A 25,909-nucleotide genomic window follows, 5' to 3' on the forward strand; every position below is an offset into this window, starting at 1 on the left:
CGTGATGTGGGCCTGCTGGCGCAACGGCGCCTGTTACGACCCCGTCATCCATCAAGCCAACAGCAAGATCAACACGCCCGCCGACACGCCTCTGGCGGCATAGAGGTTGACTCAGGAAACTCATGCGTCCCCCTCGGAGCGGGTCAGCCGCAGATACGCGGCGGAGAAGACGCCGAGCAGGACGAGGAGCATCACGCTCAGCGCGCAGGCACCGCCGAAGTCGTTGTAGAGGAAGGCGTATTTGTAGATCAGATAGAGGACCGTGACGGTGGCGTTCTCCGGTCCGCCGCCCGTGATCACGAAGGGTTCGGTGAAGACCTGCATGGTGGCGATGACCTGAAGGAGCATCAGCATCAGGATGACGAACCGCGTCTGGGGGATCGTCACGTGCCGGATGCGTTGCAGCAGACCGGCGCCGTCCAGCTCGGCCGCTTCGTACAGCTCGCCGGGGATGGACTGGAGCGCGGCCAGGTAGATCAGGACCGTACCGCCCATGTTGGCCCAGGTCGCCACGATGACGAGGGAGACGAGGGCGGTGTCGGCGCCGCTGGACCAGTTCGAGGTGGGCAGATGCACAAAGCGCAGGGCCTCGTTGGCGAGGCCGGCTCCGGGGTCGTAGAACCACTTCCACAGCAGGGCGCTGACCACCGGCGGGATCATCACCGGCAGATAGACGACGACCCGGAAGAACGCCTTGGCGTGCCGCAACTCGTTGAGGACCAGGGCGAGTACGAACGGGATCGCGAAACCGATGAGCAGGGCGAGCAGTGTGAACGTGAGGGTGTTGCGCCAGGCGGCCGTGAACTCCGGGTCGTGCAGGACACGGGTGAAGTTGGCGGTGCCGACCCACTCGGGCGGGGAGCCGGGCGTGTACTTCTGGAAGGCGATGACCACCGCGCGGATCGCCGGGTACCAGGAGAACAGCGCGAAGCAGAGCAGACCGCCGAGGAGGAAGGCGTGGGCACGGGCCTGGTCGGCCAGGCGGCGCCGCCTCCGGTCCCCTGCCGGGGGCGGCGCCTGCACCGGGTGGACGGCGATCGCCGTGGCGGGACGCCGTTGAGCCGTCTTGGTCATGGGTGTCAGCCCCGGTCAAGGATGCCGTCGATCTTGCCGGAGGCGTCCTTGAGCAGCTGGTCGATGTCGGCGTCCTTCTTGGTGAGGACGGCGGAGACGGCTCCGTCGAGGACGGAGTAGATCTGCTGGGCGTCCGGCGGCTCGATCTTCATCCGCAGCTGCTGGTTGCCGTCGAGGAAGGCCTGGTAGTTCTCCACCGGGACGTTGGCGTTGGCCTTCTTGACCTGCTGGTCCTTGGCGTCTGCCGCGCCGGTGAACAGCCGCGGCTCGGGCAGCCCCACCGGGGCGTCGTGCCTCTTGGCGCGGGCGTAGTCGCCGAGGAAGCCGTCGCCCGGGGTGAGGAACATGTGGTCGAGCCACTTCAGGCCGGCCCTGATCTGCGCGGGCGTGTCCTTCTTGTTGAACATGTAGCCGTCGCCGCCGATGAGCGTGCCCTTGCCGCCGGGCATGGGGGCCAGGGCGAGGTCCTTGTAGTTGCCGCCCTTCTCCTTCACCAGGATCGGGATGTTGTCCGGCGCGGAGAGATACATGCCGAGCTTGCCCGAACCCATCAGCTGCTGGACGTCATTGATGACGAGGAGCTGCTTGCTGCCCATCGAGTCGTCGGTCCACCGCATGTCGTGCAGGTTCTGCAGGACCGCATGGCCCTCGGGGGTGTCGATGGCGGCCTTCTTCCCGTCGACCGACACGACGACGCCGCCCTGCGAGTACAGCTCGGCCGTGAAGTGCCAGCCGCCCTGGTTCTGGGCGCTGTAGTCGGCGTAGCCGATTGTGCCGCCGCCGAGCGCGGCAATCCTCTTGGCGTCGGCGCGCACCTCGTCCCAGGTCGCGGGGGGCTTGTCGGGGTCGAGGCCGGCCTTCTCGAAGAGCCTGCGGTTGTAGATCAACCCCATGGAGTATCCGGTGCGCGGTATGCCGTAGACCTTGCCGTCGACGGTGTAGATGTCGCGCAGCTGCTTCCGGATGGTGCTGTAGCTCTTCAACTCCTTGAGGTACGGGGTGAGATCGGCGGTCTGGCCGATGTCGACGACATGCCTGGCGTCGGTGAAGTACGTGTAGAAGACGTCCTCCATCTGCCCGCCGGCGAGCTTGGCGTCGAACGTCTTCGGGTCCTGGCAGGGGAACGCGTCGTGTGCGACGACATCGATGTCCGGGTTCTGCTTCTCGAAGGAGGCGATGTCCTCCTCGAAGAACGCGCGGTCGACCTTGGCGCTCTTGGGCGGCTCGCAGTTGACGGTGATACGGGTCTTGCCGCTCGCCGTGTCGTCGCCCGATCCGCAGGCGGACGCGGAGAGCGCGAGGGAGGAACAGACGCCTAGCGCGAGGAAGGTACGGCGGAACCCGGTGCTTCTCATCGGTGGACCCCTCTGGGCAGGAGCGGTGGGCGTCGCACACTCAAGCACCGGCGACATCTGTCCGCAATATGTCGCGCAGAATCTGTAATTATTCGACAGTAGAGTGGATCTCAGGGACGAGGGGCTTGCGCGGTCGATCCTCGGACCACCAGCTCCGGCTCGAAGAGCAGTTCGTCGGCCGCTACGACACTGCCGCCGATCTGCGCGTTGAGCAGTTCCACGGCGGCCTTGCCCATGGACTCGATGGGCTGCCGGACCGTGGTCAGGGGCGGCTCGGTGCAGTTCATCAGCGCGGAGTCGTCGTATCCGACCACCGAGATCTGTGCGGGCACATCAAGTCCCTTGCGCCGGGCGGCCCGTACGGCTCCCAGGGCGAGCGGGTCGCTGGCGCAGATGAATCCGGTGACCCCGCGGTCGATCAGCTTGGCCGCCGCCGCATGGCCGCCCTCGATCGAGAAGATGGCGCGGGCCACGAACTCGTCGGGCAGGTCTGCCCCGGCGATCGCCCGCGCCGCGGCCAGCTTGCGCGCCGACGGCACATGGTCCCCGGGACCGAGCACCAGACCGATCCGCTCGTGCCCCAGGGAGGCGAGGTGGCGCCATGCCTGCTCCACGGCGACCGCGTCGTCGCAGGAGACACCCGGGAAGCCGAGGTGCTCGATGGCCGCGTTGACCAGCACCACCGGGATGTTGCGGTCGGCGAGCAGCCGGTAGTGGTCGTGCGGGGCGTCGGCCTGGGCGTACAGACCGCCGGCGAAGACGACCCCGGAGACCTGCTGCTGCAGCAGCAGCAGCGTGACGTAGTCCGCCTCGGAGACCCCGCCCTTGGTCTGGGTGCACAGCACCGGGGTGAGTCCGAGCTGGGCCAGCGCGCCACCGATGACCTCGGCGAACGCCGGGAAGATGGGGTTCTGCAGCTCCGGCAGCACCAGACCCACGAGCCGGGCGCGTTCGCCGCGCAGCTGCGTGGGCCGTTCATAGCCGAGGACGTCGAGGGCGGAGAGCACTGCCTGCCGGGTGGCTTCGGAGACCCCGGGCTTGCCGTTGAGCACCCGGCTCACCGTGGCCTCGCTGACCCCGACCTTCTTCGCCACTTCCGCAAGTCGTCGCGTCATGCACGCAAGAATAGCGCAAGTGACGCAAGCCGTTTGCGTAGGCGCGCTGCTACTACACCCGGCTGCCCGTCGCCGTGTCCGAAGACAGTCGCTGGGCGATGTAGATGGGGATCACGGACAGCAGGACGAGCACTGCCGCCACCACGTTCACCACCGGCGCCTGCTGGGGCCGGGTCATATTGTCGAAGATCCAGATGGGCAGCGTCTGGATGCCCGGTCCGGCGGTGAACGTGGTCACCACGATCTCGTCGAAGGAGAGCGCGAAGGCGAGCAGTCCGCCCGCGAACAGCGCCGAGCGCACCAGCGGGAAGGTGACGTCGGCGAAGGCCCGGAAGGTGTTGGCCCCCAGGTCCATCGCCGCCTCCTCGTACGAGCCGGAGGTACGGCGCAGCCGGGCGACCACGTTGTTGAAGACGATGACGATGCAGAAGGTGGCGTGTCCGACGACCACGGTGAACAGGCCGAGGCCCACCCCGAGCGGCTCCAGGACCGTGCCGAACGCCGAGTTGAGCGCGATGCCCGTGACGATGCCGGGCAGCGCGATCGGCAGGACGACCACGAAGGAGAGGGCGTCACGGCCGAAGAAGCGGTGCCGGGCCACCGCGAAGGCGATCAGTGTGCCGAGGACGAGCGCGATGGCCGTGGCGCCGAGTCCCGCCTTGACCGAGACCCACAGCGCGCTGCGCGCCCCCGCGTTCTGCCAGGCGACCGACCACCAGTGGGGGGTCAGCCCCGGCGGCGGCCAGCCGGCGCTCCGGTCCGGGTTCAGCGAGTTGACGAGGACCAGCAGCAGCGGCACGTAGATCACCGCGAAGCCGAACCCGGCGGCGACGCGCAGCGCGATGCGCGCGGAACGCGAGAGCTGCATGACGAGAACACCCCTCTAGAGGCTGCTGAGCGCGCCCGTGCGGCGCATCGCCAGCAGATAGACCACGATCACGACGACCGGGACCGTGCCGAGCGCGGCGGCCATGGGCAGGTTGAGTTCGATGTTGGAGTAGACGAGATTGCCGATCAGCTGGGTCTTGCCGCCGACGATCTGCACGGTGATGTAGTCGCCGAGGCTGAGCGAGAAGGTGAAGACCGAGCCGGCCGCGACCGACGGCAGCACCATCGGCAGCACGACCGAGCGGAAGGTGCGGCCGGGCCGCGCGCCCAGGTCGGCGGAGGCGTCGAGCAGATTGGCGGGCAGGTGTTCGAGGGCCGTGTGGATCGGCAGGATCATGTACGGCAGCCAGAGGTACGTCAGTGTCAGCACCGCGGCCGGGAGTCCGAACCCCGGCCCGCTCAGCCCGAACGGCTCCAGCATCCAGTCGGCGAGCCCGCCCTGGGACAGGATCAGCCGCCAGGCGTACACCTTGACCAGGTAACTCGCCCACAGCGGGGTGAGGATGGCGACCACGAGCAGCGGGCGCCACCTCGGGCGGGCCACCCTCGCGGTGTAGAAGGCCAGCGGAAAGGCGATCACCACGCACAGGACGGTGACCGCGAGGGCCACGCCGATGCTGCGCAGGATCACCTGCCGGTAGACGGGGGTGGTGAACAGCTCGTGGAAGTTGTCCGTCGACCAGACCTTCACCACCTCGGAGGTGAAGGAGTTCGTCGTCCAGAACGCGGAGACGAACAGCACGGTCAGCGAGCCGAGATAGAGCATGACCAGCCACAGCAGCGGGGCGGTCAGCAGCAGGGCGAGTCTGAGCCGCGGACGGCGGTGCAACAGCCCGGCGACGCGCCGGACGGTGCCCCCGGAGGGCCGCCCGGCGGTCTGCGCGACGACGGTCATGGTGTGGTTCAGCCCTTGATCTCGGTCCAGGCCTGGACCCACTTGGCGTACGGCACGCACTTGACGTCGGTGCGGCCGTCCAGGCACTGCTCGATGGGCGTGTTCCAGAAGGCGATGTTCTTCCAGTAGGCGGTGTCGGCCGCGTGATAGGTGGCGCAGAAGCCCTTGTCGCTGGTCAGCTCGCAGGCCTTGGCGTTGGCGGGGGCCTCGCCGAAGTACTCGGCGACCTGGGCGTTCACCTTCGGCGAGACGATCCAGTCCATCCACTTGTACGCGCAGTTGGGGTGCTTGGCCTTGGCGTAGAGCATCCAGGTGTCCGACCAGCCGGTGGAACCCTCCTTGGGCACGAAGGCCTTGACCTTGGCGCCCTCGTCGGCGGCGAGGTTGGCGATGACCTGCCAGGTGGTGCCGACCACGGAGTCACCGCTCTTGAAGGCGGAGATCTCCTTGAGGTAGTCGCTCCAGTACTCACCGATGTTCGCGTTCTGCTTCTTCAGCAGGGCGACGGCGGCGTCGAACTGCTTCTGGTCGAGCGCGTAGGGGTCCTTGATGCCCAGCTCCGGCTTGGTGGCCTTGAGATAGAGCGCGGCGTCGGCGATGTAGATCGGGGAGTCGTAGGCGGTGACATGGCCCTGATACTTCGAGGCGTCGTCGAAGACCGCGGACCAGGACGTCGGGGCGGGCGAGACCTTCTGGGTGTTGTACATCAGCAGATTGGCGCCGCGGCCGTGCGGGATGCCGTACGCCTTGCCCTTGACCGAGTTCCAGGCCTGCAGCTTCAGGTCGCCGAAGACGTCCTTGTAGTTCGGTACGAGGCCGGTGTTGACGGGAGCGGCGTCGCCGGAGGCGATCAGGCGCAGGGACGCGTCACCGGAGGCCGACACGGCGTCGTACTCCCCCGTCTTCATCAACTTGACCATCTCGTCGGAGCTGGCCGCGACCTTGGAGTGGACCTGGCATCCGGTCTGCTTCTCGAAGTCGCCGACCCAGTTCACCTTGGGGTCGTTGGAGCCGTCCTCGACATAACCGGCCCAGGCGATCAGGTTGACCTGGCCCTCGGTCTTGCCGAGCTTGGACTGCGCCTTGAGGTCGGGGGGATTGAGGCCGGTGGCCGAGGAGCCGCCGCCGGAGCCGGACCCGCAGGCGGTGGCGACGAGGAGCAGCGCGGCGGCGGCCGCGACGTGGAGGGTTCGGGTGTGGCGCACGGCGTTCTCCATGGGTGAGGAGGGGTTCAGCGGGCGGCGTCGGGGACCTGGACCGTGTGGCGCAGATGCCACTGGAGACGGACCCGGGCGCCGCGGTAGGCGGCGACGTCCTCGGCGGAGGTCTCGAGGTTCTGCTGGAGGGCGGTGAGGCGGCCACCGGCGTCGAGGTCGACGAGGAAGCGGGTCGCGTCGCCCAGATAGACGACCTCGGCGACGGTGCCGGTGGCGGAGGCGTGCTCGGGCTCGTCCGCCGTCGCCGACTCCTTGAGGACACGGATCTTCTCGGGCCGGATGCTGTAGGTGCCGGGGGTGCCGACGACGCGCTGGGCGGACTCGCCCACCAGGAGGTTCGAGGTGCCGACGAAGGACGCGACGAACGGGGTCGCCGGGCGCTCGTAGATCTCGGCGGGGGTACCGACCTGCTCGACGACGCCCTGGTGGAAGACGGCTATCCGATCGCTCATCGTCAGCGCCTCCTCCTGGTCGTGGGTGACGAACACGAAGGTGATGCCGACCTCGCGCTGGAGCGCCTTGAGCTCCACCTGCATCTGCTCGCGCAGCTTGAGGTCGAGGGCGCCCAGGGGCTCGTCGAGCAGCAGGACGCGGGGGCGGCCGACCAGGGCGCGGGCGAGGGCGACGCGCTGGCGCTGGCCGCCGGAGAGCTGGGCGGGGCGGCGCTTGCCGTACCCGTCCAGGCGCACCTCGACCAGCGCCTTCCGGGCGCGCACCAGGCGCTCCGCCTTGGGCACCTTGCGGACCTTGAGGGGGTAGGCGACGTTCTGCTCGACCGTCATGTGCGGAAACAGGGCGTAGTCCTGGAAGACGGTGTGCACGTCCCGCTCGAAGGGCGCGAGGCCGGTGACGTCCTGCCCGGCCAGTTCGATCCGGCCGGCGGTGGGGGTCTCGAAGCCGGCGATCAGGCGCAGGACGGTCGTCTTGCCGGATCCGGACGGGCCGAGCATCGAGAAGAACTCGCCGTCCCGGATCTCCAGGTCGACACCGGCGACGGCGGCCGTCTCCCCGAACGACTTGCGCAGCCCCTCGAGCCGGATCGCAATTCCCTCCATGGGCGGGAACCTTTCTGGCGCTCTTGATCGTTGCAGGGAAACCTATGAAGTCATATGTCAAATCTCAAGACTCCCTTAGGGTAAAGCTTGAGTCAACGTGCAAGGTGGTGACCGTGAAGCAACCGACTGACGGCGGGGCCCGCAGAGCCGTATTCGCGCCGGTCGACAACCGGGCGCGGGTGGACGCTGTGGTCCGCAGGCTCGGCGACGCCATAGAGCTGGGGCTGCTCGCCGACGGCGAGCAGCTGCCCGGGGAGAGCGAGCTGGCCGGGCAGCTCGGCGTGTCCACGGTGACCCTGCGGGAGGCGCTCATGGCGCTGCGCCAGCAGGGCCTGGTCACCACCCGCCGGGGGCGCGGCGGAGGGAGCTTCGTCTCGCTGCCCGCCGTGCCCGGCGAAGAGCGGCTCAAGGCCCGGCTGCGCGGCTGGAGCACGGAGGAGCTGCGCGACCTCGGCGATCACTGGGGCGCCCTGTCGGGCACCGCGGCCCGGCTAGCCGCACAGCGCACGGAACCGGACGACCTCATACAACTCAGGCGTACGGCCGTGGAGTTGGCCGAGGCCGAGGACGCGGCGGCACGCAGCCGGATGTACGGCCGCTTCCATGTGGAGCTGGCGGCGGCCGCGCAGTCCGCCCGGCTCACCCGCGCACAGGTGGCCCTGCAGACAGAGGTGGGCGCGCTGCTGTGCCTCGTGTTCGGCGACGACGAATATCGTGAAGAAGCCGCAGACCGTCACCGCTCCGTGATCTCGGCCGTGCAAGATGGGGCGCACGCCTCGGCCGGCACGCTGGCCGAAAGGTGCGTACAGGAGTCGACGGCACGGCTCATCGCGGTGCGCCTCACGCTGTAGGACTCGTCACCGGTCCCCGTCCGCTGGAGGGCGCCATGAGCAGGAGCCCCGGATTCGGCGCCCCCGCCGCGACGCTCGACGCGTCGGCCGAGGAGCGCGTGGCGGCCCGGGTGGGTGATGCGCTGGAGGCGGTCTTCGCCGCGGTCGCGCAGACGCGCGGCGATACGGCCGAGCTGCTGGCCCGGGTGTATGCGCAGGACCGCCGGCCGGCCTCCGCCGATCTGGCCGCGCTGCGTCCGGGGCTGCACCTGAGGCTGACACGCCAGGAGTTGGTCTCCGGAGTCGGCTTCATCGCGGCACCGGGTCTGCTGGCCGACGTACCCGCCTGGCTGGAGTGGTGGCAGACGACCTCCGAAGGGGACGTACGGCCGCTGCTGCTCGACCTCGACCCGAGCCGGTCGGCGTACTCGGACTACACGCACTGGGACTGGTTCGCGCTGCCCCGCGACACCGGGCGGCGGGCCGTGGCCGGGCCGTACGTCGACTACCTCTGCTCCGACGAGTACAGCCTCACCCTGTCCGCGCCGGTGGAGGTGGCGGGCCGTTTCATGGGTGTGGCCGCGGCCGACGTGTATCTGCGGCACTTCGAGGCGACCGCACTCCCCCTGCTGCGCGAGCTCCCCGGCCCCGCCCATCTGGTGAACGCCCGCGGCCGCGTGGCGGCCTCGGCGGACCCGGCCCACCTCGCCGGCTCCCTCACCAAGGGCCCGGACTTCGCGACGGTGCTGGAGCGGGCGCGAGCCACGGCGTTCGGCGGGACGCGACTGGTTCCGTGCCGCGGGGTGCCGCTGGTGCTGGTCGTCGGGGCGGGGTGAGCGGGACGCAGCCCGGGGCCGGCAGGAGCGGATCGGGCAGGTGGGCCGCCCGGCGCCGTCGGCGACCTGAACGCCGACGGTGCCGGGTCAGGCGTCCGCGGTCGGTACGACGGTCAGGTGCGTGGCGCTGCCCCGGGCCCGGCGGGGGCGGCGCGGGGCCGCGGTGGGGCGGCGGGAGTCGCGCAGGACCAGGGTGAGGCGCGTGTACCCCATGGCCTCGAGCACCTTCGGGGTGTCGCCGACGATCCGGCACTCGGTCGCGCCCCAGCGCGGGTCGGGGTGGAGCAGGGGGCGGACGGCGCCGTCGTGCTCCACGGCCTCGTCCCCCACGGCCCGGATCCAGTGCGGCAGACCGTGCCGGTACGCGGCCTCCATGATGGGGTCCTGGGAGATCTCCCGGCGGATGGCCTGCAGCTCGTGGTCATGGCCGTACCGCTCCATGGCCGCCTTGAAGTGCGCCAGCATCGGCAGGCACCAACGCGCCTCGTGCTCCCCGAGAACCGTTCCTGCGTCGGGGTGGAACAGCACGAACCGGAGCAGGTTGTCGCACGGCATCGCCGTGGGATGCGGGCCGATCCCCCGGAAAAGTGTCTCGAACGCGCCGTTGGCCAGCACCACGTCCCAGCGGTGGTCGAAGACCACGGACGGGAAGGCGACGGCCTCCAGAAGCGTGGTGTAGTCCTGCAGATACGCCTGGGCCTCAAGACTCTCGGGGACGGGCCGCGGCGCCGACCGCTGCCCACCTGCCTGATATGCCATCGGGAGGTCACCCCTCTTGCCTATGCGGCCTTCACGCGGCGATGCGATCCTGCTGCCCCGACAAGAGTCATGTCAACTATCGTGGCATTTCATGCCTGTTGACGGCTGAAATTGGCCACAGTTGTGGCGAGACCTGGATGTGAGTTCGAACCACCCGCTACTCTCCGGGAAGTTCACGGCAATCGCTTGTGAGAACCCCTTGAGCCCCTGAGAGACGTAGGAGTTCTGTCGGTGACGGATGGCTACGAGGATCCGGGCGCCACGGCGACCGCCCAGCTGCCGGCCGTCGTCGCCCGCGTCGCCGCGCTCGCCGACCGGCTCGGCGTACCGCACGCCGAGGTCTTCGACGTCCGGCGCCTCTCCGTCGCCTGCGGCGTCCCCGAGCCCGTGGTCAGGGCCCTGCTGAGCGGGCGTCCCGCGGGCGAGCCCGATGTGCAGGCCCGGTTCCTGCAGCGCCTCGACCTGCTGCGCCGGACCCGGCTCAAGCCGAACGGGCGCAAGTACACCCAGCAGGAGATAGCCGACGGCGCGGGCATGTCCCGGCAGCAGGCCGGCGCGCTCATCAACGGCGACCGGCGCCCCACCATGGAGCACTGCGACGCCATACAGCGCTTCTTCCGGGTGCACGCGGGCTTTCTCACGGCGGAGGACCCCGAGGCCCTCGCGGGCGCCCTGCAGCGCACCGAGCAGGAGCTGCTGCAGAAACTCGCCGACCGTGAACGGGCCGCGGCCGAGGCCGTGGCGGACCCGCTGGAGCGGCTGCTGCAGGACCACGGTGTCCGCGGAATCGCCTGGCGCGCCGCGCAGCTGCCCACCGACCAGCACCGGGACAAGGTCGCGGAGTGGCTCGACATGCTCCTGGAGAGCGTCAAGCGGCCCGAGTCGTGAGCCGGGGGAGAACTGTGGGCATCGGCAGGGACATGCGCAGGCTGTGCGGCGAACTGGTCGGGGAGCTGACGCTGCCCGCGCCGGCCCGGCCGCAGGACCTGTACAGCGCGCTGTGCGACGCGATGAGCCGCCGTCGCGGCCGTCCCGTCCTGTTCCGTACGGCCGCTTTCCCGCCCGGGACGGCCAGCGGGCTGTGGCTCGACATGACAGACCGGGACCTCATCGTCGTCGAGGAACGCACGGCGCCCGACCACCAGTTGGTGATCCTCGGCCACGAGCTGTGGCACATGCAGGCCGACCATGGCGGCCACCACGTCGAGGGCGTCTCGGTCGCGACCCGGCTGCTGAACAACGACACGGACCAGGATGCGCTCCAGGCGACCGTCCAGCGGGTGGCCGCCCGCACCCGCTTCCACCTCGACGAAGAACGCGACGCCGAGACCTTCGGCCTGCTGCTGGCCAGCAAGTGCCGTACCTGGCTGGCGGGTTCGGCCCTGCGCGGCCCGGTTCAGCGAAACCACCTGGCGGGCCGCATCGAGGCCTCCCTGGGCTATCTGGGACCACAGGGCTGAGCGGGGCACCCGGACCGCCGGTCAGTCGTGGCGAATCTGTCCACACATCACGTGGCGCTGCGTTCGCTCGCCTCTCGCAGGTCGCGTTCCTGTGCGTGTGTGCGGGCGGTGTCGGGGCGGCCCGGGGGGCGGCCGGCGAGGAGGAGTTCGTGCCAGTGCTCGCGGCTCCAGTCGGCGGGGGCGGTGGTGGAGGTGAACTCCTCGACCAGGGCCAGGAAGCGCGCCGGGTCGGAGTGGAAGGGGAAGTGGCCGGCGCCCTCGAAGATCTCCAGCCTGCTGCCGGGCATCGCGTCGTGGGCGCCGTGGGCGTGCCGTACCGGCACGACGCTGTCCCGGTCACCCCACAGCAGCATGGTCGGCATGCCCTGGGTGAGGTAGCAGCGGTCGAGCATGGTCACCACCTGGCCGCGCCAGTCGACGACCGCGCGCAGGGTACGGATGAAGGCGTTGCGCGAGGTCTCGTCCGGTAAGGCGTCGACGAGTGTGAGCAGTTCTGGGGCGTCCTGGCCGAGGTCCGTGTCCAGCAGCCGCATCAGGCTCACGGCGAGGCCGACCTGGGTGCGCATGCCGGGCAGCCGGAGCGCGGCGAGCATGAAGTGGGCGCCCGGCAGTGACACCAGCCTGAGCACGGGGTTGACCTCGCGGCCGACGCCGCCCGCGCTGACCAGGATGAGCCGCTCGGTGCGTTCCGGGAACTGGTAGGCGAACTGCATCGCCACTCCCCCGCCCAGCGAGTGCCCGACCAGCGTCGCGGAGTCGATGCCGAGCGCGGTGAGCAGATCGCGCACCCCGTTGGCGTACGCGGCCACTGAGTAGTCGGCCCGCGGCTTGTCGGAGGCGCCGTGGCCGAGCAGGTCGGGGGCGATGACCGTGTGGGTGCGGGCGAGTTCGGGGATCACTTCCACCCAGGTCGCCGAGGAGTCACCGATGCCGTGGATGAGGACCAGCGCCGGACCCGCGCCCGCCATGCGGAAGGCGCGGCGGTAGCCGTGCACGACGCGGTACTGCAGTTGGAGTTCTCCGGCGCGCACCGGCCTCAGCCGTGTGGCGCGCGCCGGGCGCCGTTGCGGAACGTCGACCACGCCTCAGCCTCCCCTTGCCCGGGCCGCGTCCACAGCTGCGCGAACGCCGCCGAAATCCGTTCTCTCCAGCGTAGAGAGGCAGTCACCCAGGGGATTTCGGTGAGGTTTCGCCTCCGCTAAGCGGGCGAACCGACACGCAGCCCAACGGCGTTGTCAGTGGTGGGCGGCAAGCTGGAGGTACGTGTCCTGCGGGCGCGTGACCGTGAAGCCGACCGGGGAGAGCCGACCGATGCCGACCGCCGTACTGACCGACCATGAGCGCACCGCCGTACAGGCCTACTTGCGACTGCTCCATACGGTGCGTGCGGCCTTCGACGGCCCACCCGACGGCGGCGGCGGACGTCCGGCCGTCGTCCCGCCCGCCGTGCTCGCCGAGGCGGAGCAGGCGCTGGCGGACGCGGGACTCGCGGGCAACGAGGAGGCGTTCTTCCGGCTGCTGCAGATGTGGTGTCCGCGGCCGTGAGGCGGGCCCTCAGACGTGGGGCACGACCACGGCCGTGGTCATGACTCCGCGCCGGATGCTCCACCGGCCCTCGAACTGCTGGACGCGGTGACCGCCCACCCAGGGGCCGGGGACCAGGAGTTCGGCGCGCAGACCGCCGTGCGGCCGCTCGCCGGGGTCCGCGAAGATCTCGATGTCGGCCTCGGTGAAGTCCAGCCAGCGTCCGGTGAGGGGGAACCACGCCTTGTAGACGGACTCCTTGGCGCTGAACAGGATCCGGTCCCAGTGGATGTCGGGGCGCTCCGCCGCGAGCTCGCGCAGCCGCTCGCGCTCCGTGGGCAGGAAGACGTAGGAGACGACGTCCTGCGGCAGCGGGTCGTCCGGTTCGGCGTCGATGCCGAGGGAGGCCAGGTCGGCGGCGCGGACCAGGGCGGCGGCGCAGTAGCCCTCGCTGTGCGTCATGCTGCCGACCAGGCCGTCCGGCCAGCGCGGGGCCCCGCTCTCGCCGGTCAGGATGGGCTGCGCGGGTACGCCGAGCTTCTCCATGGCCCGCCGGGCGCAGGCACGCACGGACGAGAACTCGCGGCGCCGCTTGGCCACGGCCCGGACCATGAGCGCCTCCTCCTCGGGATAGAGCGGGGCGTCCTGGATCGCGTCGTCACCGTGCAGTTCCACGGCCACGACCGAGTCCGGGAGCAACTCCTCGATCACCGGATCCGACCTCCATCGGCAGTATGCGGCGCAGCCTTCCCGGGGGTTCCGGGCGCTTGCGCCACTCGCGGGGATATCCCACGGACACCTCTTCGAAGCGGACGCCGTCGAGCCAGGTGGTCCGCGGGATGTGGAGATGACCGTAGACCATGGTGTCGACTCGGAATCGGCGGTGCCAGTCGGCGGTGAGCTCGGTGCCGCACCACATGGCGAACTCGGGATGCCACAGGACGTCGGTCGGGTGCCGGTCGAGCGGATAGTGGTTGATCAGTACGGTGGGCAGATCGTCCGGGAGTTCGGCGAGCCGGCGTTCCGTCGCGGCGACCCGGGCGCGGCACCAGGCCTCGCGGGAGGGGTAGGGGTCGGGGTGCAGCAGGTACTCGTCGTTGCAGACGATGCCGGTGCCGTGCGCGTAGGCGAGGCCCTCCTCCTTGGTCGCGCAGCCGTCGGGCAGGAACGAGTAGTCGTACAGGAGGAACAGCGGCGCCACGGCCACCGGGCCGCCGGGGCCGTCCCAGACGGGGTAGGGGTCCTCGGGGGTGGTCACGCCCAGTTCCCGGCACATCTCGACCAGGTACTCGTAGCGCGGGACGCCGCGCAGGGTGACGGGGTCCTTGGGGTGGGTCCACAGATCGTGGTTGCCGGGGACCCACAGGACCTTGCGGAAGTGGCCGGCGAGTGTCTCCAGGGCCCAGCGGATGTCGGCTGCGGTCTCCGCGACGTCACCGGCCACGATCAGCCAGTCGTCGTCCGTCCCGGGGCGCATCCGCTCGACGAGCGCACGGTTCTCGGCGTACGCGATGTGCAGGTCGCTGATGGCCAGCAACTGCCCGGCACCATCGGCCGTCGACTCCACCCGTCACCCCTTCCGATCACGCCACTGGCAACACGAGAACATATTCACCGCCCCCGAACAAGGGGGAACCCGGACGGCGCGGCGCCACGGCCCGGGCCCCACAAACACCGTTCACCCGACCCCGCGGCGGCCCTCACCCGACCCCGCCGACACGGCTCACCCAGCTCCCTCCACCCCCTCGGCCCGGCTGCGCCGGCCGGCTGAGTCGGGGTCGGGAGACCTCCCGTTGGGGCGCGTGGCCGGTCGTGAGGGAGATGGTTCGGCAGAAGCCGGAAATCCGTAACATTCGCGTTGCACGACGGGACCCTTGAAAGCCGTATGATCGCCCCAACACCACCGCCACAAACTTCCCTTCGCGCAGGGCGGTTTGGTGTCCCTCCAACCACCCCTGCCCGGGCACGGGCCGCTCCGCCCTGCCCGAAATCCCCGAAAGGCGGCCTGCATGCTCTCTCGCGTACGCGTCTGGCTCAACCGCACGTACGCGGAGAACGTGTTCTTCATGGATCAGCTGCGGAGAAATCCCAGCGACCGCGCGGTCGAGATCCATGCCACGCACGGCGACGCCGACTCCCCCGTGCTGGCCGCCGCCGACACGGCCGACCTGGAGCCGGAGGGACTGTCGCCGGCCGCGTACGTGGAGTACGCCCTGGACCAGTGCGCACGGCGCGGCATCGACGTGTTCGTGCCCCGGCTGCACCAGTCGGCGATCGTGGCGCACCGCGCCGACTTCGAGGCGGTGGGCACGGCCCTGCTCGCGCCGACGCCGGAGGCGGTGGCCGTGTTCGAGGACAAGGCGACGGCCTACGAGGCGGTGCGCTCGGTCGGCGTGCCGGTGCCGCCGTGGTGGCGGGTGCGGACGGCCGGCGAACTCGTCGCGGCCGTCGAACAGTTGGAGGCGGACGGCCACAGGGCCTGCTTCAAACCGGCCGCGGGCGCGGGCGGCGTGGGCTTCCGCGTCATCACGCGCGCCCCGTTCTCGCTCCTGCATCTCAACGGCTTCCCGGGCCCCTACGTCCAGCTGGACCTGGTCGTCGAGGCCCTGGAGAAGGCCGACCACGCCGTGGACTGGCTGGTGATGCCACGTCTGGAGCAGCCGGAGGTGTCGGTCGACTGCCTCACCGGTCCCGACAACCGGATCCGGCTGGCCGTCGGACGCACCAAGAACGGCCGCCGTCGCGGCTTCACGCTCGACGAGCGGTGGCTGGCGCCGGCACGGCTGATCGCGGGTGGCTTCGGGCTGCACTACCTGTCCAACGTCCAGTTCCGGATGTACGGCGAGCGTCCGGTGCTGCTCGACGTCAACACACGTCCGGCGGGCGGCCTGCACCAGCTGGCGCTGTGCGGAATCAACGCCCCCTGGGCGGCCGTTCAGCTGGCGCTCGGCGAGGACCCGGGCGAGATCGAGCCCCCGTTCCTGGGCCAGGACTACACGGTGGTGTCGGGACCGCGTCCGCTGCGGCCGGTGTCGCTGCCGCAGCAGCGGTCGGCCGAGGCCGGGCCGCTGCTCCCGGCGATGCCCTCGCCCGTCGCCGGGCCTGCCGCGGAGCTGACGGCCGAAGCCGGAACCCCCGCCCCCGCCGCCTCGGCCATCGCACCCGCCTAGGTCCCGCCGTCGACTCACCGGTCTGGACCAATCATGGCGCAGCCCCTTGACACCATGATTGGTCCATACCAACTTGGTTGCGCACCCCTTCCGCACATTCGTGCACTCCCGAACACCCCCATTCCTTCAGGGAGATCGCGTGCGCAACACACTCCGACGTTCCAGACGTCGTCTGCTCGCCCTGGTCGGCTCCGCGGCCCTCGCACTCGCCGGAGCCTTCGCCCTGCCCGGTACGGCCCACGCGGCCAACATCCTCACCAACCCCGGCTTCGAGTCGGGCAGCCTCTCCCCCTGGACCTGCACCGGCAATCTCGGCTCGGTCGTCTCCTCCCCCGTGCACAGCGGCTCCAAGGCCCTTGCGGGGGCGGCCAGTTCGAGTGACAACGCACAGTGCACCCAGACCGTCGCGGTCCAGCCGAACACCACCTACACGCTCAGCGGCTGGGTGCGCGGCTCCTATGTCTACCTCGGGGTGACCGGCGGCGCCTCGACGTGGACGACCTCCCCGTCCGCCTACAGCCAGCTGTCGGTGTCCTTCACCACCGGCGCCTCCCAGACCAGCGCCACCATCTACGTCCACGGCTGGTACGCGCAGGGCACGTACTACGCCGACGACATCGGCCTGGACGGCCCGGGTGGCGGCGGAGGCGGCGACACCCAGGCGCCGACCACGCCCACGGGGCTCACCTCGACGGGCAAGACCTCGTCGAGCGTGTCGCTGAAGTGGAACGCCTCGACGGACAACGTCGGTGTCACGGCCTACGACATCTACGCCGGCGCCGGCCAGGTGCTCAGCGTCTCCGGCACGACGGCCACCGTCAGCGGGCTGTCGCCGAGCACGGCGTACACCTTCACCGTCAGGGCACGGGACGCGGCGGGCAACAGGTCCGCGGCCTCCAACTCCGTCTCCGTCACCACGGACGCGGGCAGCGGCGGCACCGGATTCAAGCAGGCCGCGCCGTATCTGTACGAGGGCTGGGGCGACCCGCCGAGCCCGACCACGGTGATGAGCGCGACGGGCATCAAGTGGTTCACGATGGCGTTCGTGCTGGACTCCGGCGGCTGCAACCCCGCCTGGGACGGCAGCAGGGCGCTGGCCGGTGGCGTCGACCAGAGCGCCATCAACCAGGTCCGCTCCGCGGGCGGTGACATCGTCCCGTCGTTCGGCGGCTGGCAGGGCAGCAAGCTCGGCGCCAACTGCTCCTCCGCGAGCGCGCTCACCGGGGCGATCCAGAAGGTCATCGACGCCTACGGCCTCAAGGCCGTCGACATGGACATCGAGAACACCGACGAGTTCGAGAACGAGGCCGTCCAGGCGAAGATCCTCACCGCCCTCAAGACGGTCAAGGCCAACAACCCCGGCCTGAAGACCATCGTCACCTTCGGCACCTCGACGACCGGCCCGACCTACTACGGCAACCGCCTCATCGAGCAGGCACAGTCGCTGGGCGCCGGCATCGACGTCTTCACCATCATGCCGTTCGACTTCGGCGGCGGCTCCGACATGTACGGCAACACCGTCAACGCCGCCGAGGGCCTGAAGGCCAAGCTCAAGTCGACCTTCGGCTGGGACGACGCAACCGCGTACTCCCACATCGGCATCTCGGGCATGAACGGCCTGTCCGACCAGCAGGAGACCACCACCCCGGCGATCTGGACCCAGATCCGCGACTGGGCCAACTCCCACCACATCGCCCGGCTCGCCTTCTGGTCCGTCAACCGCGACCGGCCCTGCGCGGGCGGCGGCGTGGTGAGCAACTGCTCCGGCATCAGCCAGAACAACTGGCAGTTCACCTCGATCACGGCCGGCTTCACCGGCTGAGCGCACCACCCCTTTCGTCCCCCCGGTTCCTGGGCCGGGGGGACTCTCCTTTTCCCTCCGGACACTTCCCCGGAATTTTTTTCGTGCCGGGGTGTATCAGGGGCCGGCCCGGCGGCTCTTAACGGTGAAGCACAACGGGGGAAGTACGGGGGACAACGGGGGAGCCAGGGGGAGAACGGGGGAACCACGGGGGATCGGGCCGGTCGGCCGCTGTCACGGGGAGCGACCGGCCGGCCCGAATGACTTCACCCGGCGGTGAGCGGGAGCACGGGACCGTGCGGACGCCCCGTCAGAAGCGGCCCGCCCCGCGGTAGAGCTCCAGCTCACCGTCCAGCTCCACGGCGAGCACCGTGGCATGCGGGTCGAGGTCGGCCACGGCAGGTGCATCGATCCACAGCACACCCGGCGTCTCGTGCAGACCGCCCATGACCCGATGGCCGAGCTCCCTGCCGCTGCCCAGCACCGTCACCCCGCGCACCCTGCTGCGCAGCCCGCGCACACCGAACGCGGCGCGCGGGGCGTCGAACAGCGTCAGGTACAGGGTGCGGCGGTCGGACGAGAGCGTGCTCGGGCCGTGGTGGTGGCCGGCCGGCAGCCCTCGTACCGTCCCGTACACGGCCTCTGCGTGTCTGCCGATCCAGTCACCGAGCCCCTCCAGCCGCTCCGCCTGCTCGGCCGGTATGGTCCCGTCCTCCCGCGGGCCGACGTCGAGCAGCAGGTTGCCCCCGCCGCCGATCGTCTCGGTGAAGTAGCGGATCAGCTGGTCGACCGACTTGTGGTTGTGGTCGTGGCGCTGGAAGCCCCAGGAGTCGTTGATCGTCAGACACAGCTCCCAGGGGCCCTCCGGCGGGACCACGGGAGCGCCCTGCTCGGGCGTCGCATAGTCGCCCTCACTCAGCATGCGCGCGTTGAAGACGACGTCCGGCGAGTACGAGCGGACGAGCGCGGCGAGTTCACGGATGCGCCACTGTTCCTCGCTGCGGTCCCACTCGCCGTCGAACCACATGAGGTCGGGCCGGTAACGCTCGGCGAGTTCACGGATCTGGCCGTCCCGGTAGGCGATGAAGCGCTCCCAGGCCGCCAGGTCCTCGAACTCGGCCGCGACCTCGGAGTAACGGTTGTCCTCCTGCTCCGGCGGGCGTTGGGGCTTGCGGGTGGAGGCGTAGTCCGGGTGGCTCCAGTCGGAGTGCGAGTAGTAGAGACCGACCTTGAGACCCTCCTCGCGCAGGGCGTCCGCGTAGCCGGTGATCAGATCGCGGCCCACGTTGAGACGGCCGTGGGCGGTGTCCCAGAGGGCGACGCCGTCGTGGTGCCGGCTGGTGAGCACGGCGTACCTGGCGCCGGCGCGGGCGAACAGCTTCGCCCAGTCTCGGGGTTGGTAGCGGCAGGCCGTGAAGCGGTCGAGCTGGGACATGTACCGGTCGTAGGGGACGATGTCGTCGTAGAACGACCAGGATTCCTGGACGCCGTCGACGGCGTAGATGCCCCAGTGGACGAAGATCCCCAACTTGGCCTCGGCGAACCAGGGTTGTATCGCCACGGGTCAGCTCCCCTCGGCACGCCGCAGACGCAGGGTCAGGATCTGGAAGGGCCGCAGCGCGACCCGGATCGCGCCGGTGACGTCGGTGTCGACGTCCGTGCTCTCCAGGGGTCGCTCCAGCAGGTCGGTGACCTGGGCACCGGCGAGCGGGAAGCCGGTGCGCAGGACGCCCTGTGCCCGGCCGCCGCGGGACTCGTAGAGCCGGACGACGACGTCGCCGGACCGGTCGTCGGCGAGCTTGACCGCCTCCACCGTCACGCCCGCGCCGTCCACCGAGACCACCGGCTCCGGCTCACCCGCCGCCTCCGCCACGCGCAGCGGCAGGTTGAGGGCGTAGCCCTCGGCGACGGCGTCCTCGATGCGCGCGCCGGGCAGCAGGGAGTAGGTGAGGCGGTGCCGGCCCTGGTCGGCCTCGGGGTCGGGGACGCGCGGGGCGCGGACCAGGCTGAGACGGACCGTGGTGGTCGTGCCCCCGTCCTCGCGGACCGTGCGGGCCACGTCGTGGCCGTAGGTCGAGTCGTTGATGACCGCGACGCCGTAGCCGGGTTCGCCGATGTGCACCCAGCGGTGGCCGGACACCTCGAAGCGGGCCGCCTCCCAGCTGGTGTTGGTGTGGGTGGGGCGCTGGACATGGCCGAACTGGATCTCCGCGGAGGAGTGCGCGGCCCGGAGGTCCACCGGGAAGCCCGCCTTGAGGATCTTCTCGGCCTCGTGCCAGTCGATCTCGGTCTCGAAGTCGATCCGGGGGCTGCCCGCGCGGACGGTGATCGTCTGGGTGATCCTCGAGCCCTTGCCGAAGGAGCGCTCCACGCGGATCGCGCCGATCAGCGGGTCCTCCTCGACCACCGTGACCGACTCGGCGTCCAGGAGGTCGGTGTACCGGTTCCTGTAGTGCTTGTCGATGTCCCAGGCGTCCCAGTAGTTGGGCAGGTCCGTGTGGAGGCGCAGCAGATTGCCCTGGTCCGCGAGGACTTCACGATTCGCCCGCAGGTCGACGACGGACGACAGCGTGCCGTCCTCCGCCACCTCCACGCGAACCAGCCCGTTGTCGAGGACCCGCCCCGACACCGTCACCGGCTGCGGGGGTTCGGCGTCGGCGAGGGGCGCGCTGCCGTTCGCGGGCACCTCGACGTACGCCGGCGTCCCGTCCGTCGTGCGGATCACCTCGGCGCGGCCGTACGGGCTGGTGTTGAAGACCCGTGTCCCGCCGCCGCCGAGCGCGGCCAGGGCCTCGACGGTGAGTTGCTCCAGCTCCGCCGCCACCCTGGCGTACTCGGCCTCCGCCTCGCGGTGCACCCAGGCGATGGAGGATCCGGGCAGGATGTCGTGGAACTGGTGCAGCAGCACCGTCTTCCAGAGGCGGTCGAGCCTCTCGTACGGGTACGCATGGCCCGTTGCGTGCAGCGCGGCCGTCGTCGCCCACAACTCCGCCTCGCGAAGCCGGTGTTCCGAGCGCCGGTTGCCCTGCTTGGTGCGGGCCTGCGTGGTGTAGGTGGCGCGGTGCAGCTCAAGGTACAGCTCGCCGGCCCACACCGGCGCGTCCGGATACTCGGCGCGTGCCTTCGCGAAGAACGCGTCGGGGTGCTCCACCTCGACGCGGGCGGAGCCCTCCAAGTCCCTGAGGCGGCGCGCCCGTTCCATGATCTCGCGGGTGGGCCCGCCACCGCCGTCGCCCCAGCCGAAGGGGGCCAGCGAGCGTGTCGCGCCGCCCTTCTCGCTGTAGTTGCGCACCGCGCGGGCCATCTCCTCGCCGCTGAAGCGGGCGTTGTAGGTGTCGATGGGCGGGAAGTGGGTGAAGATGCGGGTGCCGTCGATGCCCTCCCACCAGAAGGTGTGGTGGGGGAACTTGTTGGTCTGGTTCCAGGAGATCTTCTGGGTGAGGAACCAGTCGTTGCCGGCGAGCTTGGCGAGCTGCGGATAGGCCGCGTTGTAGCCGAAGGAATCGGGCAGCCAGACGCCCTTGGTCTCGATGCCGAAGTGCTCGATGAAGAAGCGCTTGCCGTGGATCAGCTGGCGGGCGAGCGCCTCGCCGCCGGGCAGATTGCCGTCGGCCTCCACCCACATGCCGCCGACCGGCGCCCATTGGCCCTTCTTCACGGACTCCTGGATGCGGGCCCAGACGCGCGGGTAGGTGTCGCGCACCCACGCGTACTGCTGGGCCTGCGAGCAGGCGAAGACGAACTCCTCGTACTCGTCGGCCAGGGACGTGACGTTGGAGAAGGTGCGGGACGTCTTGCGCTTGGTCTCACGGATCGGCCACAGCCAGGCGGAGTCGATGTGGGCGTGGCCGACGCCGGAGACGATGTGGGCGCTGGCGTGGGCGGGCTTGGACAGCACCGGCTTCAGGGCCGCGCGCACGGCGGGCGCCGAGCCGGAGATGTCGTCCAGGTCCAGCAGGTCCATCGCCCGGTCGAGGGCGTGCATGATCTCGTGCCGGCGCGGGTCGTGCTCGCCGAGTTCCAGCATCAGCTCGCGCAGTACCTGGACGTCGAGGTCGAGGTGCCAGACGTCCTCGTCGAGTACGGCGATGTCGGCACGGCGGAAGGTGTACAGCGGGCGGTCGCCCGCCGTCAGCACATCGCCCAACGGGGTCGGGCCCGCGAAGTCGCCCGCGAGGATGTCGGGGTTGGAGGCGGCTTCGACCAGATAGTCGACCTGCTCCCCGCCCGCCGCCGGGTTGGCGATCGGCACGTACTGGTTCAGCGGGTTGACGGCCTTCAGCGGGGTGCCGTCGGTGAGATGGACGAGGGCCTCGGCCTGGTTGCCGGGCCAGTCGCCCACGAAGCCGAGGTCGATCACGGCCTCGACACGCCGGCCCGCGTACCCGGCGGGCACCTGTCCGCGCATCCGGAACCAGGTCGTCCCCCAGGGCGGGCCCCAGGGGGTGTCCATCGCGAAGGGCTCGTACGGGGCGGCCGCGGCCTCCTCGAAGGGCACGGGCTCCCCCGGAGCCTGCCAGGCCTCCACTGCGAGCGGGACGGTGGCCGCATGGATCGCCGGCTTGATGCGCTGGTTGTGGAGCCGCTCCACGCGCTCCTCGATCCGGCGGCGTTCGTCGTGCATGGAAGTCTCCAAGAAGCGAGGTGAAAGCGCTTACTCAAGATAGGCCAGGCCGGGATGGACGGCGGTGTAGCCCTCGACGAGCCTGCGGGCCACGTTCACGGAGTCGACCAGCGGATGGAGTGCGAAGGCCTTCACGGCCGTCGTACGGGAGCCGGACTCGGCGGCGGCGAGCACCTCGCGCTCGACCGCCTTGACCGCGCACACCAGGCCCGTTGCATGGCCGGGCAGCGGGTCGACCGCGACCGGGTGCGCGCCGTTGGCGTCGACCAGGCAGGGGACCTCGATGACGGCGTCACGGTCGAGCACGGAGAGGGTGCCCGCGTTGCGCACGTTCAGGATCAGGGTGGTGCGTTCGTCGCGGGCGATGGCTCGCATGAGGGCGAGCGCGACCTTCTCGTAACCGCCCGACAGATCGTCGGCATCACGCTCGCCGGCGCCGGCCGTCTCCCGGTTCTCGGACATGTAGGTGGCCTCGCGCTCCGCGCGGGTGCGGTCCCAGGCGGTGAGGGCCGACGCGTCCGGGTTGCGCATCTCCTCGTAGAAGTGGGCCTGCTGGTCGCGCAGGAAGGCGCCGCGGGTCTGCCCGGCCTGCTGGTAGGCGCCGACGGCCTCGCGGTTGAAGTAGTAGTAGTGCAGGTACTCGTTGGGGATCGCGCCCAGGGACCGCAGCCAGTCGGTGCCGAAGAGCTTGCCCTCCTCGAAGGAGCCGAGCAGGTCGGGGTCGGCGAGCAGGCGCGGGAGTTCGTCGCGCCCGGCGACCCGCAGGCCGCGCACCCAGCCGAGGTGGTTGAGACCGACGTAGTCGATCCACGCCTCCTCGGGGCTCACGCCGAGCACCCGGGCGATACGGCGGCCGAGGCCGACGGGCGAGTCGCAGATGCCGATGACGCGGTCGCCGAGATGGCGGGACATGGCCTCGGTGACCAGGCCGGCCGGGTTGGTGAAGTTGATGACCCAGGCGTCGGGGGCGAGGCGGGCCACCTGCCGGGCGATGCCGACGGCGATGGGGACCGTCCGCAGACCGTATGCGATGCCTCCCGCGCCGACCGTCTCCTGGCCGAGCACGCCCTCGGCGAGCGCGACCCGCTCGTCCTCGGCCCGGCCCGCCAGGCCGCCGACCCGGATCGCGGAGAAGACGAAGTCGGCGCCGCGCAGGGCCTCGTCGAGGTCGGTGGTGGCCGTCACCCGCGGCGCGTCGGCCACGGTCGACGCCTGTTCGGCCAGTACACGGGCGATCGCATGCAGCCGGCCGTCGTCCAGATCGTGCAGGACGACCTCCGTCACCCGCCCCTCGCCGCGGTCCGTCAGCAGTGCCCCGTACACGAGCGGGACCCGGAATCCGCCACCGCCCAGAATCGTCAGCTTCACGGCTGCACCTCTCCTGCCAGGACCACCTCGACGCCCGCCTCCTCCAGGGAGGAGCGCGTCACCGGGTCGACCGGCGCGTTCGTCACGACCACGTCCAGGTCCTCGGGACCACAGACCTTCGCCATCCCCGTACCCGGGAACTTCGCCGAGTCGGCGAGCAGGACGACCTTTTCGCTTGCCTTGATCATGGCCCGCTTGACCGGCACCTCCACGACCGTCGTGTCCATCACCTGCCCACCGGGCCGCACTCCACTGGTGCCGAGGAAGAGCCAGTCCGCGTGCAGCTGGCGCAGGTTGTCCTCGGTGAGGAAGCCGACCAGGGAGCGGTACTCGCGGCGGACCATGCCGCCGAGCAGCACCAGCTCGATGCCCTCGTCGTCGGCGAGTTCCTCGTAGACCACCAGATTGCTGGTGATCACGGTGAGCCGACGGCCGTGCAACTGGCGCGCCAGACGGTAGGCGGTGGTGCCGATGTCGAGCAGCACCGACTGGCCGTCCCCGACCATCGCCGCCGCGCGCGCCGCTATGGCGTCCTTCTCGGGCACGCGCACCTCGGCGACCTCGGCGAAGGGCTGGTCCCCCTCCTCCACGACCGCGCCGCCGTGCACCCGCGTGAGCAGGCCGTCCTCCTCCAGTCTGAGCAGGTCGCGCCTGATCGTGGCCGGGCTCACGCCGAGCTGCTCGGAGAGGTCGGTCACGGCCGCGGGGCCGCCGGAGCGCAGGGCCCGCAGGATGAGTTGATGTCGTCGTTCTGCCAGCACGCCATGAACACTACTCGTCATCTTCAATCAAATCCATGCTCAGTTCTGCTCGGGTATTGACCAATGTCGCGGAGCAGCGCCACGATTCCGGTCACCGAATTGAAGAGTTTTGACGAGCACTCCGGACGAGAGGACGTATCCGTGGACGACGACCGGCCCGACGTGCTGCTGACCGGGCTGCTCTTCTACGACCTCGTCCTCACGGGTCTGGGCAAGCCGCCCACGCCGGGCGAGGAGATCTGGACGGCCGGCATGGGCTGCGGCCCCGGCGGCATCGCGAACCTGGCGGTGGCCGCGTCCCGGTTCGGCCTCAGGACCTCGCTGGCCACGGTCTTCGGCGACGACTTCTACGGCGAGCACTGCCGTGCCGTCCTCGACGGCCAGGAACACGTCGATCTCTCCCTCTCCCGCACCGCCGACGGCTGGCACACCCCGGTCACCGTCTCCCTGGCCCGGGGCCGGGACAGGGCCCTCGTCACCCACGGCCGGCAACCCCCGTACTCGCAGGACGCGTTGATGGGCGACCCGCCCGAGGCGCGCACCGCCCTCGTGCACCTCGAGGCCGAACCGCGCGAGTGGATCGCCAAGGCGGCCGCGGGCGGCACGCACATCTACGCCGACGTCGGCTGGGACCACACCCAGCGCTGGTCCACCGACCTGCTCGACCAACTGGCCCTGTGCCACGCCTTCCTCCCCAACGAGACCGAGGCGATGGCCTACACGCGCACCGACAGCGCCGTGGCGGCCCTCGGCACGCTCTCCGAGCTCGTACCGGTCGCCGTGGTCACCCGCGGCGGCGACGGAGCCCTGGCCGTCGACCAGACGACGGGCGAGTACGCGGAGGTCCCGGCCCTTGACATCGATGTCCTCGACACCACGGGCGCCGGTGACGTCTTCGGCGCGAGCTTCGTCGCCGCCTCGCTGGGCGGCTGGCCGCTGGAACAGCGGCTCCGGTTCGCGGTGCTCGCGGCCGGACTGTCCGTACGGCACCACGGCGGGGCACTCGCGGCCCCCGGCTGGTACGGCGTGGACCGCTGGTGGCACTCGCTGACCGACCCCGGACTGCGGCGGTCGTACGGCTTCCTCGCGGACCGCATCCCCGCGCAGGTGGGCCCACCGGTGACCTACGCCCCCGTCACCCCTCCCGCACGGCAGCACTGATCCCCGTACGTAAGTC

General features: G+C 70.4%; 23 protein-coding genes. 8 read left to right on the top strand and 15 right to left on the bottom strand.

Annotation, left to right across the window (positions count from 1 at the left end; all coding sequences use genetic code 11):
- Nucleotides 1-120 precede the first annotated feature (120 nt).
- The 7 genes from Q8A52_RS24650 to Q8A52_RS24680 form a co-directional block, all read right to left on the bottom strand.
- Nucleotides 121-1,074 carry a carbohydrate ABC transporter permease gene (locus Q8A52_RS24650; RefSeq protein WP_316755266.1) on the bottom strand — a complete coding sequence of 318 codons (954 nt, stop codon included), beginning with the start codon at nucleotides 1,072-1,074 and terminating at the stop codon, nucleotides 121-123.
- Nucleotides 1,075-1,079: 5 nt separating this feature from the next.
- A complete protein-coding gene (locus Q8A52_RS24655) occupies nucleotides 1,080-2,429 on the bottom strand; it encodes an ABC transporter substrate-binding protein (RefSeq protein ID WP_316755268.1) in 1,350 nt (449 codons plus the stop codon).
- A gap of 110 nt (nucleotides 2,430-2,539) precedes the next feature.
- Nucleotides 2,540-3,544, bottom strand: coding sequence for a LacI family DNA-binding transcriptional regulator (locus Q8A52_RS24660; RefSeq protein ID WP_316755269.1), 1,005 nt, complete (start codon nucleotides 3,542-3,544; stop codon nucleotides 2,540-2,542).
- A 52-nt stretch (nucleotides 3,545-3,596) separates the two neighbouring features.
- Entirely contained in the window at nucleotides 3,597-4,412 is an 816-nt protein-coding gene (locus tag Q8A52_RS24665; RefSeq protein WP_316755271.1) for an ABC transporter permease, read from the bottom strand.
- 15 nt (nucleotides 4,413-4,427) lie between these two features.
- Nucleotides 4,428-5,327, bottom strand: a complete 900-nt coding sequence (locus Q8A52_RS24670) for an ABC transporter permease (RefSeq protein WP_316755273.1) — start codon at nucleotides 5,325-5,327, stop codon at nucleotides 4,428-4,430.
- An 8-nt stretch (nucleotides 5,328-5,335) separates the two neighbouring features.
- Nucleotides 5,336-6,532 (bottom strand): ABC transporter substrate-binding protein, encoded by a 1,197-nt coding sequence (locus Q8A52_RS24675; protein ID WP_316755275.1) that lies wholly within the window; start codon nucleotides 6,530-6,532, stop codon nucleotides 5,336-5,338.
- 26 nt (nucleotides 6,533-6,558) lie between these two features.
- On the bottom strand, nucleotides 6,559-7,599 hold the full coding sequence (locus Q8A52_RS24680; protein ID WP_316755277.1) for an ABC transporter ATP-binding protein: 1,041 nt from the start codon (nucleotides 7,597-7,599) through the stop codon (nucleotides 6,559-6,561).
- Nucleotides 7,600-7,703: 104 nt separating this feature from the next.
- Between Q8A52_RS24680 and Q8A52_RS24685 the strand changes: the two genes are divergently transcribed.
- Nucleotides 7,704-8,450 (top strand): FadR/GntR family transcriptional regulator, encoded by a 747-nt coding sequence (locus tag Q8A52_RS24685; RefSeq protein ID WP_408649243.1) that lies wholly within the window; start codon nucleotides 7,704-7,706, stop codon nucleotides 8,448-8,450.
- Between the two features lie 35 nt (nucleotides 8,451-8,485).
- Nucleotides 8,486-9,265 (top strand): cache domain-containing protein, encoded by a 780-nt coding sequence (locus Q8A52_RS24690; protein ID WP_316755281.1) that lies wholly within the window; start codon nucleotides 8,486-8,488, stop codon nucleotides 9,263-9,265.
- An 87-nt stretch (nucleotides 9,266-9,352) separates the two neighbouring features.
- On the opposite strand, the gene Q8A52_RS24695 is transcribed toward Q8A52_RS24690, so the two are convergent.
- The gene (locus Q8A52_RS24695) at nucleotides 9,353-10,024 is read right to left on the bottom strand and encodes an MmyB family transcriptional regulator (protein WP_316755283.1); all 672 of its coding nucleotides are present in this window, start codon (nucleotides 10,022-10,024) and stop codon (nucleotides 9,353-9,355) included.
- A 231-nt stretch (nucleotides 10,025-10,255) separates the two neighbouring features.
- Here Q8A52_RS24695 and Q8A52_RS24700 point away from each other — a divergent pair, with 231 nt between their 5' ends.
- Both Q8A52_RS24700 and Q8A52_RS24705 read left to right on the top strand, forming a co-directional pair.
- The gene (locus Q8A52_RS24700; protein WP_316755285.1) at nucleotides 10,256-10,912 is read left to right on the top strand and encodes a helix-turn-helix domain-containing protein; all 657 of its coding nucleotides are present in this window, start codon (nucleotides 10,256-10,258) and stop codon (nucleotides 10,910-10,912) included.
- A 32-nt stretch (nucleotides 10,913-10,944) separates the two neighbouring features.
- A complete protein-coding gene (locus Q8A52_RS24705; protein WP_316755748.1) occupies nucleotides 10,945-11,484 on the top strand; it encodes a toxin-antitoxin system, toxin component in 540 nt (179 codons plus the stop codon).
- A gap of 47 nt (nucleotides 11,485-11,531) precedes the next feature.
- On the opposite strand, the gene Q8A52_RS24710 is transcribed toward Q8A52_RS24705, so the two are convergent.
- Nucleotides 11,532-12,566 (bottom strand): alpha/beta fold hydrolase, encoded by a 1,035-nt coding sequence (locus tag Q8A52_RS24710; protein WP_316755286.1) that lies wholly within the window; start codon nucleotides 12,564-12,566, stop codon nucleotides 11,532-11,534.
- A 229-nt stretch (nucleotides 12,567-12,795) separates the two neighbouring features.
- Here Q8A52_RS24710 and Q8A52_RS24715 point away from each other — a divergent pair, with 229 nt between their 5' ends.
- Entirely contained in the window at nucleotides 12,796-13,029 is a 234-nt protein-coding gene (locus Q8A52_RS24715) for a hypothetical protein (protein ID WP_316755288.1), read from the top strand.
- A gap of 9 nt (nucleotides 13,030-13,038) precedes the next feature.
- Here the strand turns inward: Q8A52_RS24715 and Q8A52_RS24720 are convergent, their stop codons facing one another.
- Together Q8A52_RS24720 and Q8A52_RS24725 are read right to left on the bottom strand one after the other, a co-directional pair.
- Complete coding sequence (locus Q8A52_RS24720) at nucleotides 13,039-13,719, bottom strand: 4'-phosphopantetheinyl transferase family protein (protein WP_316755290.1); 681 nt, start codon at nucleotides 13,717-13,719, stop codon at nucleotides 13,039-13,041.
- On the bottom strand, nucleotides 13,667-14,575 hold the full coding sequence (locus tag Q8A52_RS24725; protein WP_316755292.1) for a metallophosphoesterase family protein: 909 nt from the start codon (nucleotides 14,573-14,575) through the stop codon (nucleotides 13,667-13,669). Before Q8A52_RS24725 ends, Q8A52_RS24720 begins: the two co-directional genes overlap by 53 nt.
- 442 nt (nucleotides 14,576-15,017) lie before the next feature.
- Here Q8A52_RS24725 and Q8A52_RS24730 point away from each other — a divergent pair, with 442 nt between their 5' ends.
- Nucleotides 15,018-16,178 carry an ATP-grasp domain-containing protein gene (locus Q8A52_RS24730; RefSeq protein WP_316755294.1) on the top strand — a complete coding sequence of 387 codons (1,161 nt, stop codon included), beginning with the start codon at nucleotides 15,018-15,020 and terminating at the stop codon, nucleotides 16,176-16,178.
- Between the two features lie 139 nt (nucleotides 16,179-16,317).
- Nucleotides 16,318-18,000: a carbohydrate binding domain-containing protein gene (locus Q8A52_RS24735; RefSeq protein WP_316755296.1), complete on the top strand. Its 1,683-nt coding sequence runs from the start codon at nucleotides 16,318-16,320 to the stop codon at nucleotides 17,998-18,000.
- Nucleotides 18,001-18,289: 289 nt separating this feature from the next.
- Here Q8A52_RS24735 and Q8A52_RS24740 read toward each other — a convergent pair whose 3' ends face one another.
- From Q8A52_RS24740 to Q8A52_RS24755, 4 genes are read right to left on the bottom strand one after another with little or no spacing between them, the layout of a single operon-like run.
- Entirely contained in the window at nucleotides 18,290-19,540 is a 1,251-nt protein-coding gene (locus Q8A52_RS24740) for an alpha-L-fucosidase (RefSeq protein WP_316755298.1), read from the bottom strand.
- Between the two features lie 3 nt (nucleotides 19,541-19,543).
- The gene (locus tag Q8A52_RS24745) at nucleotides 19,544-22,603 is read right to left on the bottom strand and encodes an alpha-mannosidase (protein ID WP_316755299.1); all 3,060 of its coding nucleotides are present in this window, start codon (nucleotides 22,601-22,603) and stop codon (nucleotides 19,544-19,546) included.
- Between the two features lie 30 nt (nucleotides 22,604-22,633).
- Nucleotides 22,634-23,971 carry a 6-phospho-beta-glucosidase gene (locus Q8A52_RS24750; RefSeq protein WP_316755301.1) on the bottom strand — a complete coding sequence of 446 codons (1,338 nt, stop codon included), beginning with the start codon at nucleotides 23,969-23,971 and terminating at the stop codon, nucleotides 22,634-22,636.
- On the bottom strand, nucleotides 23,968-24,732 hold the full coding sequence (locus Q8A52_RS24755; RefSeq protein WP_316755303.1) for a DeoR/GlpR family DNA-binding transcription regulator: 765 nt from the start codon (nucleotides 24,730-24,732) through the stop codon (nucleotides 23,968-23,970). The genes Q8A52_RS24750 and Q8A52_RS24755 overlap by 4 nt, the downstream gene beginning before the upstream one ends.
- A gap of 141 nt (nucleotides 24,733-24,873) precedes the next feature.
- On the opposite strand from Q8A52_RS24755, the gene Q8A52_RS24760 reads away from it, so the two are divergent.
- Nucleotides 24,874-25,893, top strand: a complete 1,020-nt coding sequence (locus tag Q8A52_RS24760; protein ID WP_316755305.1) for a carbohydrate kinase family protein — start codon at nucleotides 24,874-24,876, stop codon at nucleotides 25,891-25,893.
- Nucleotides 25,894-25,909: the final 16 nt, after the last annotated feature.

The organism is Streptomyces herbicida (assembly GCF_032656585.1).
Classification (GTDB): Bacteria; Actinomycetota; Actinomycetes; order Streptomycetales; family Streptomycetaceae; genus Streptomyces; species Streptomyces herbicida.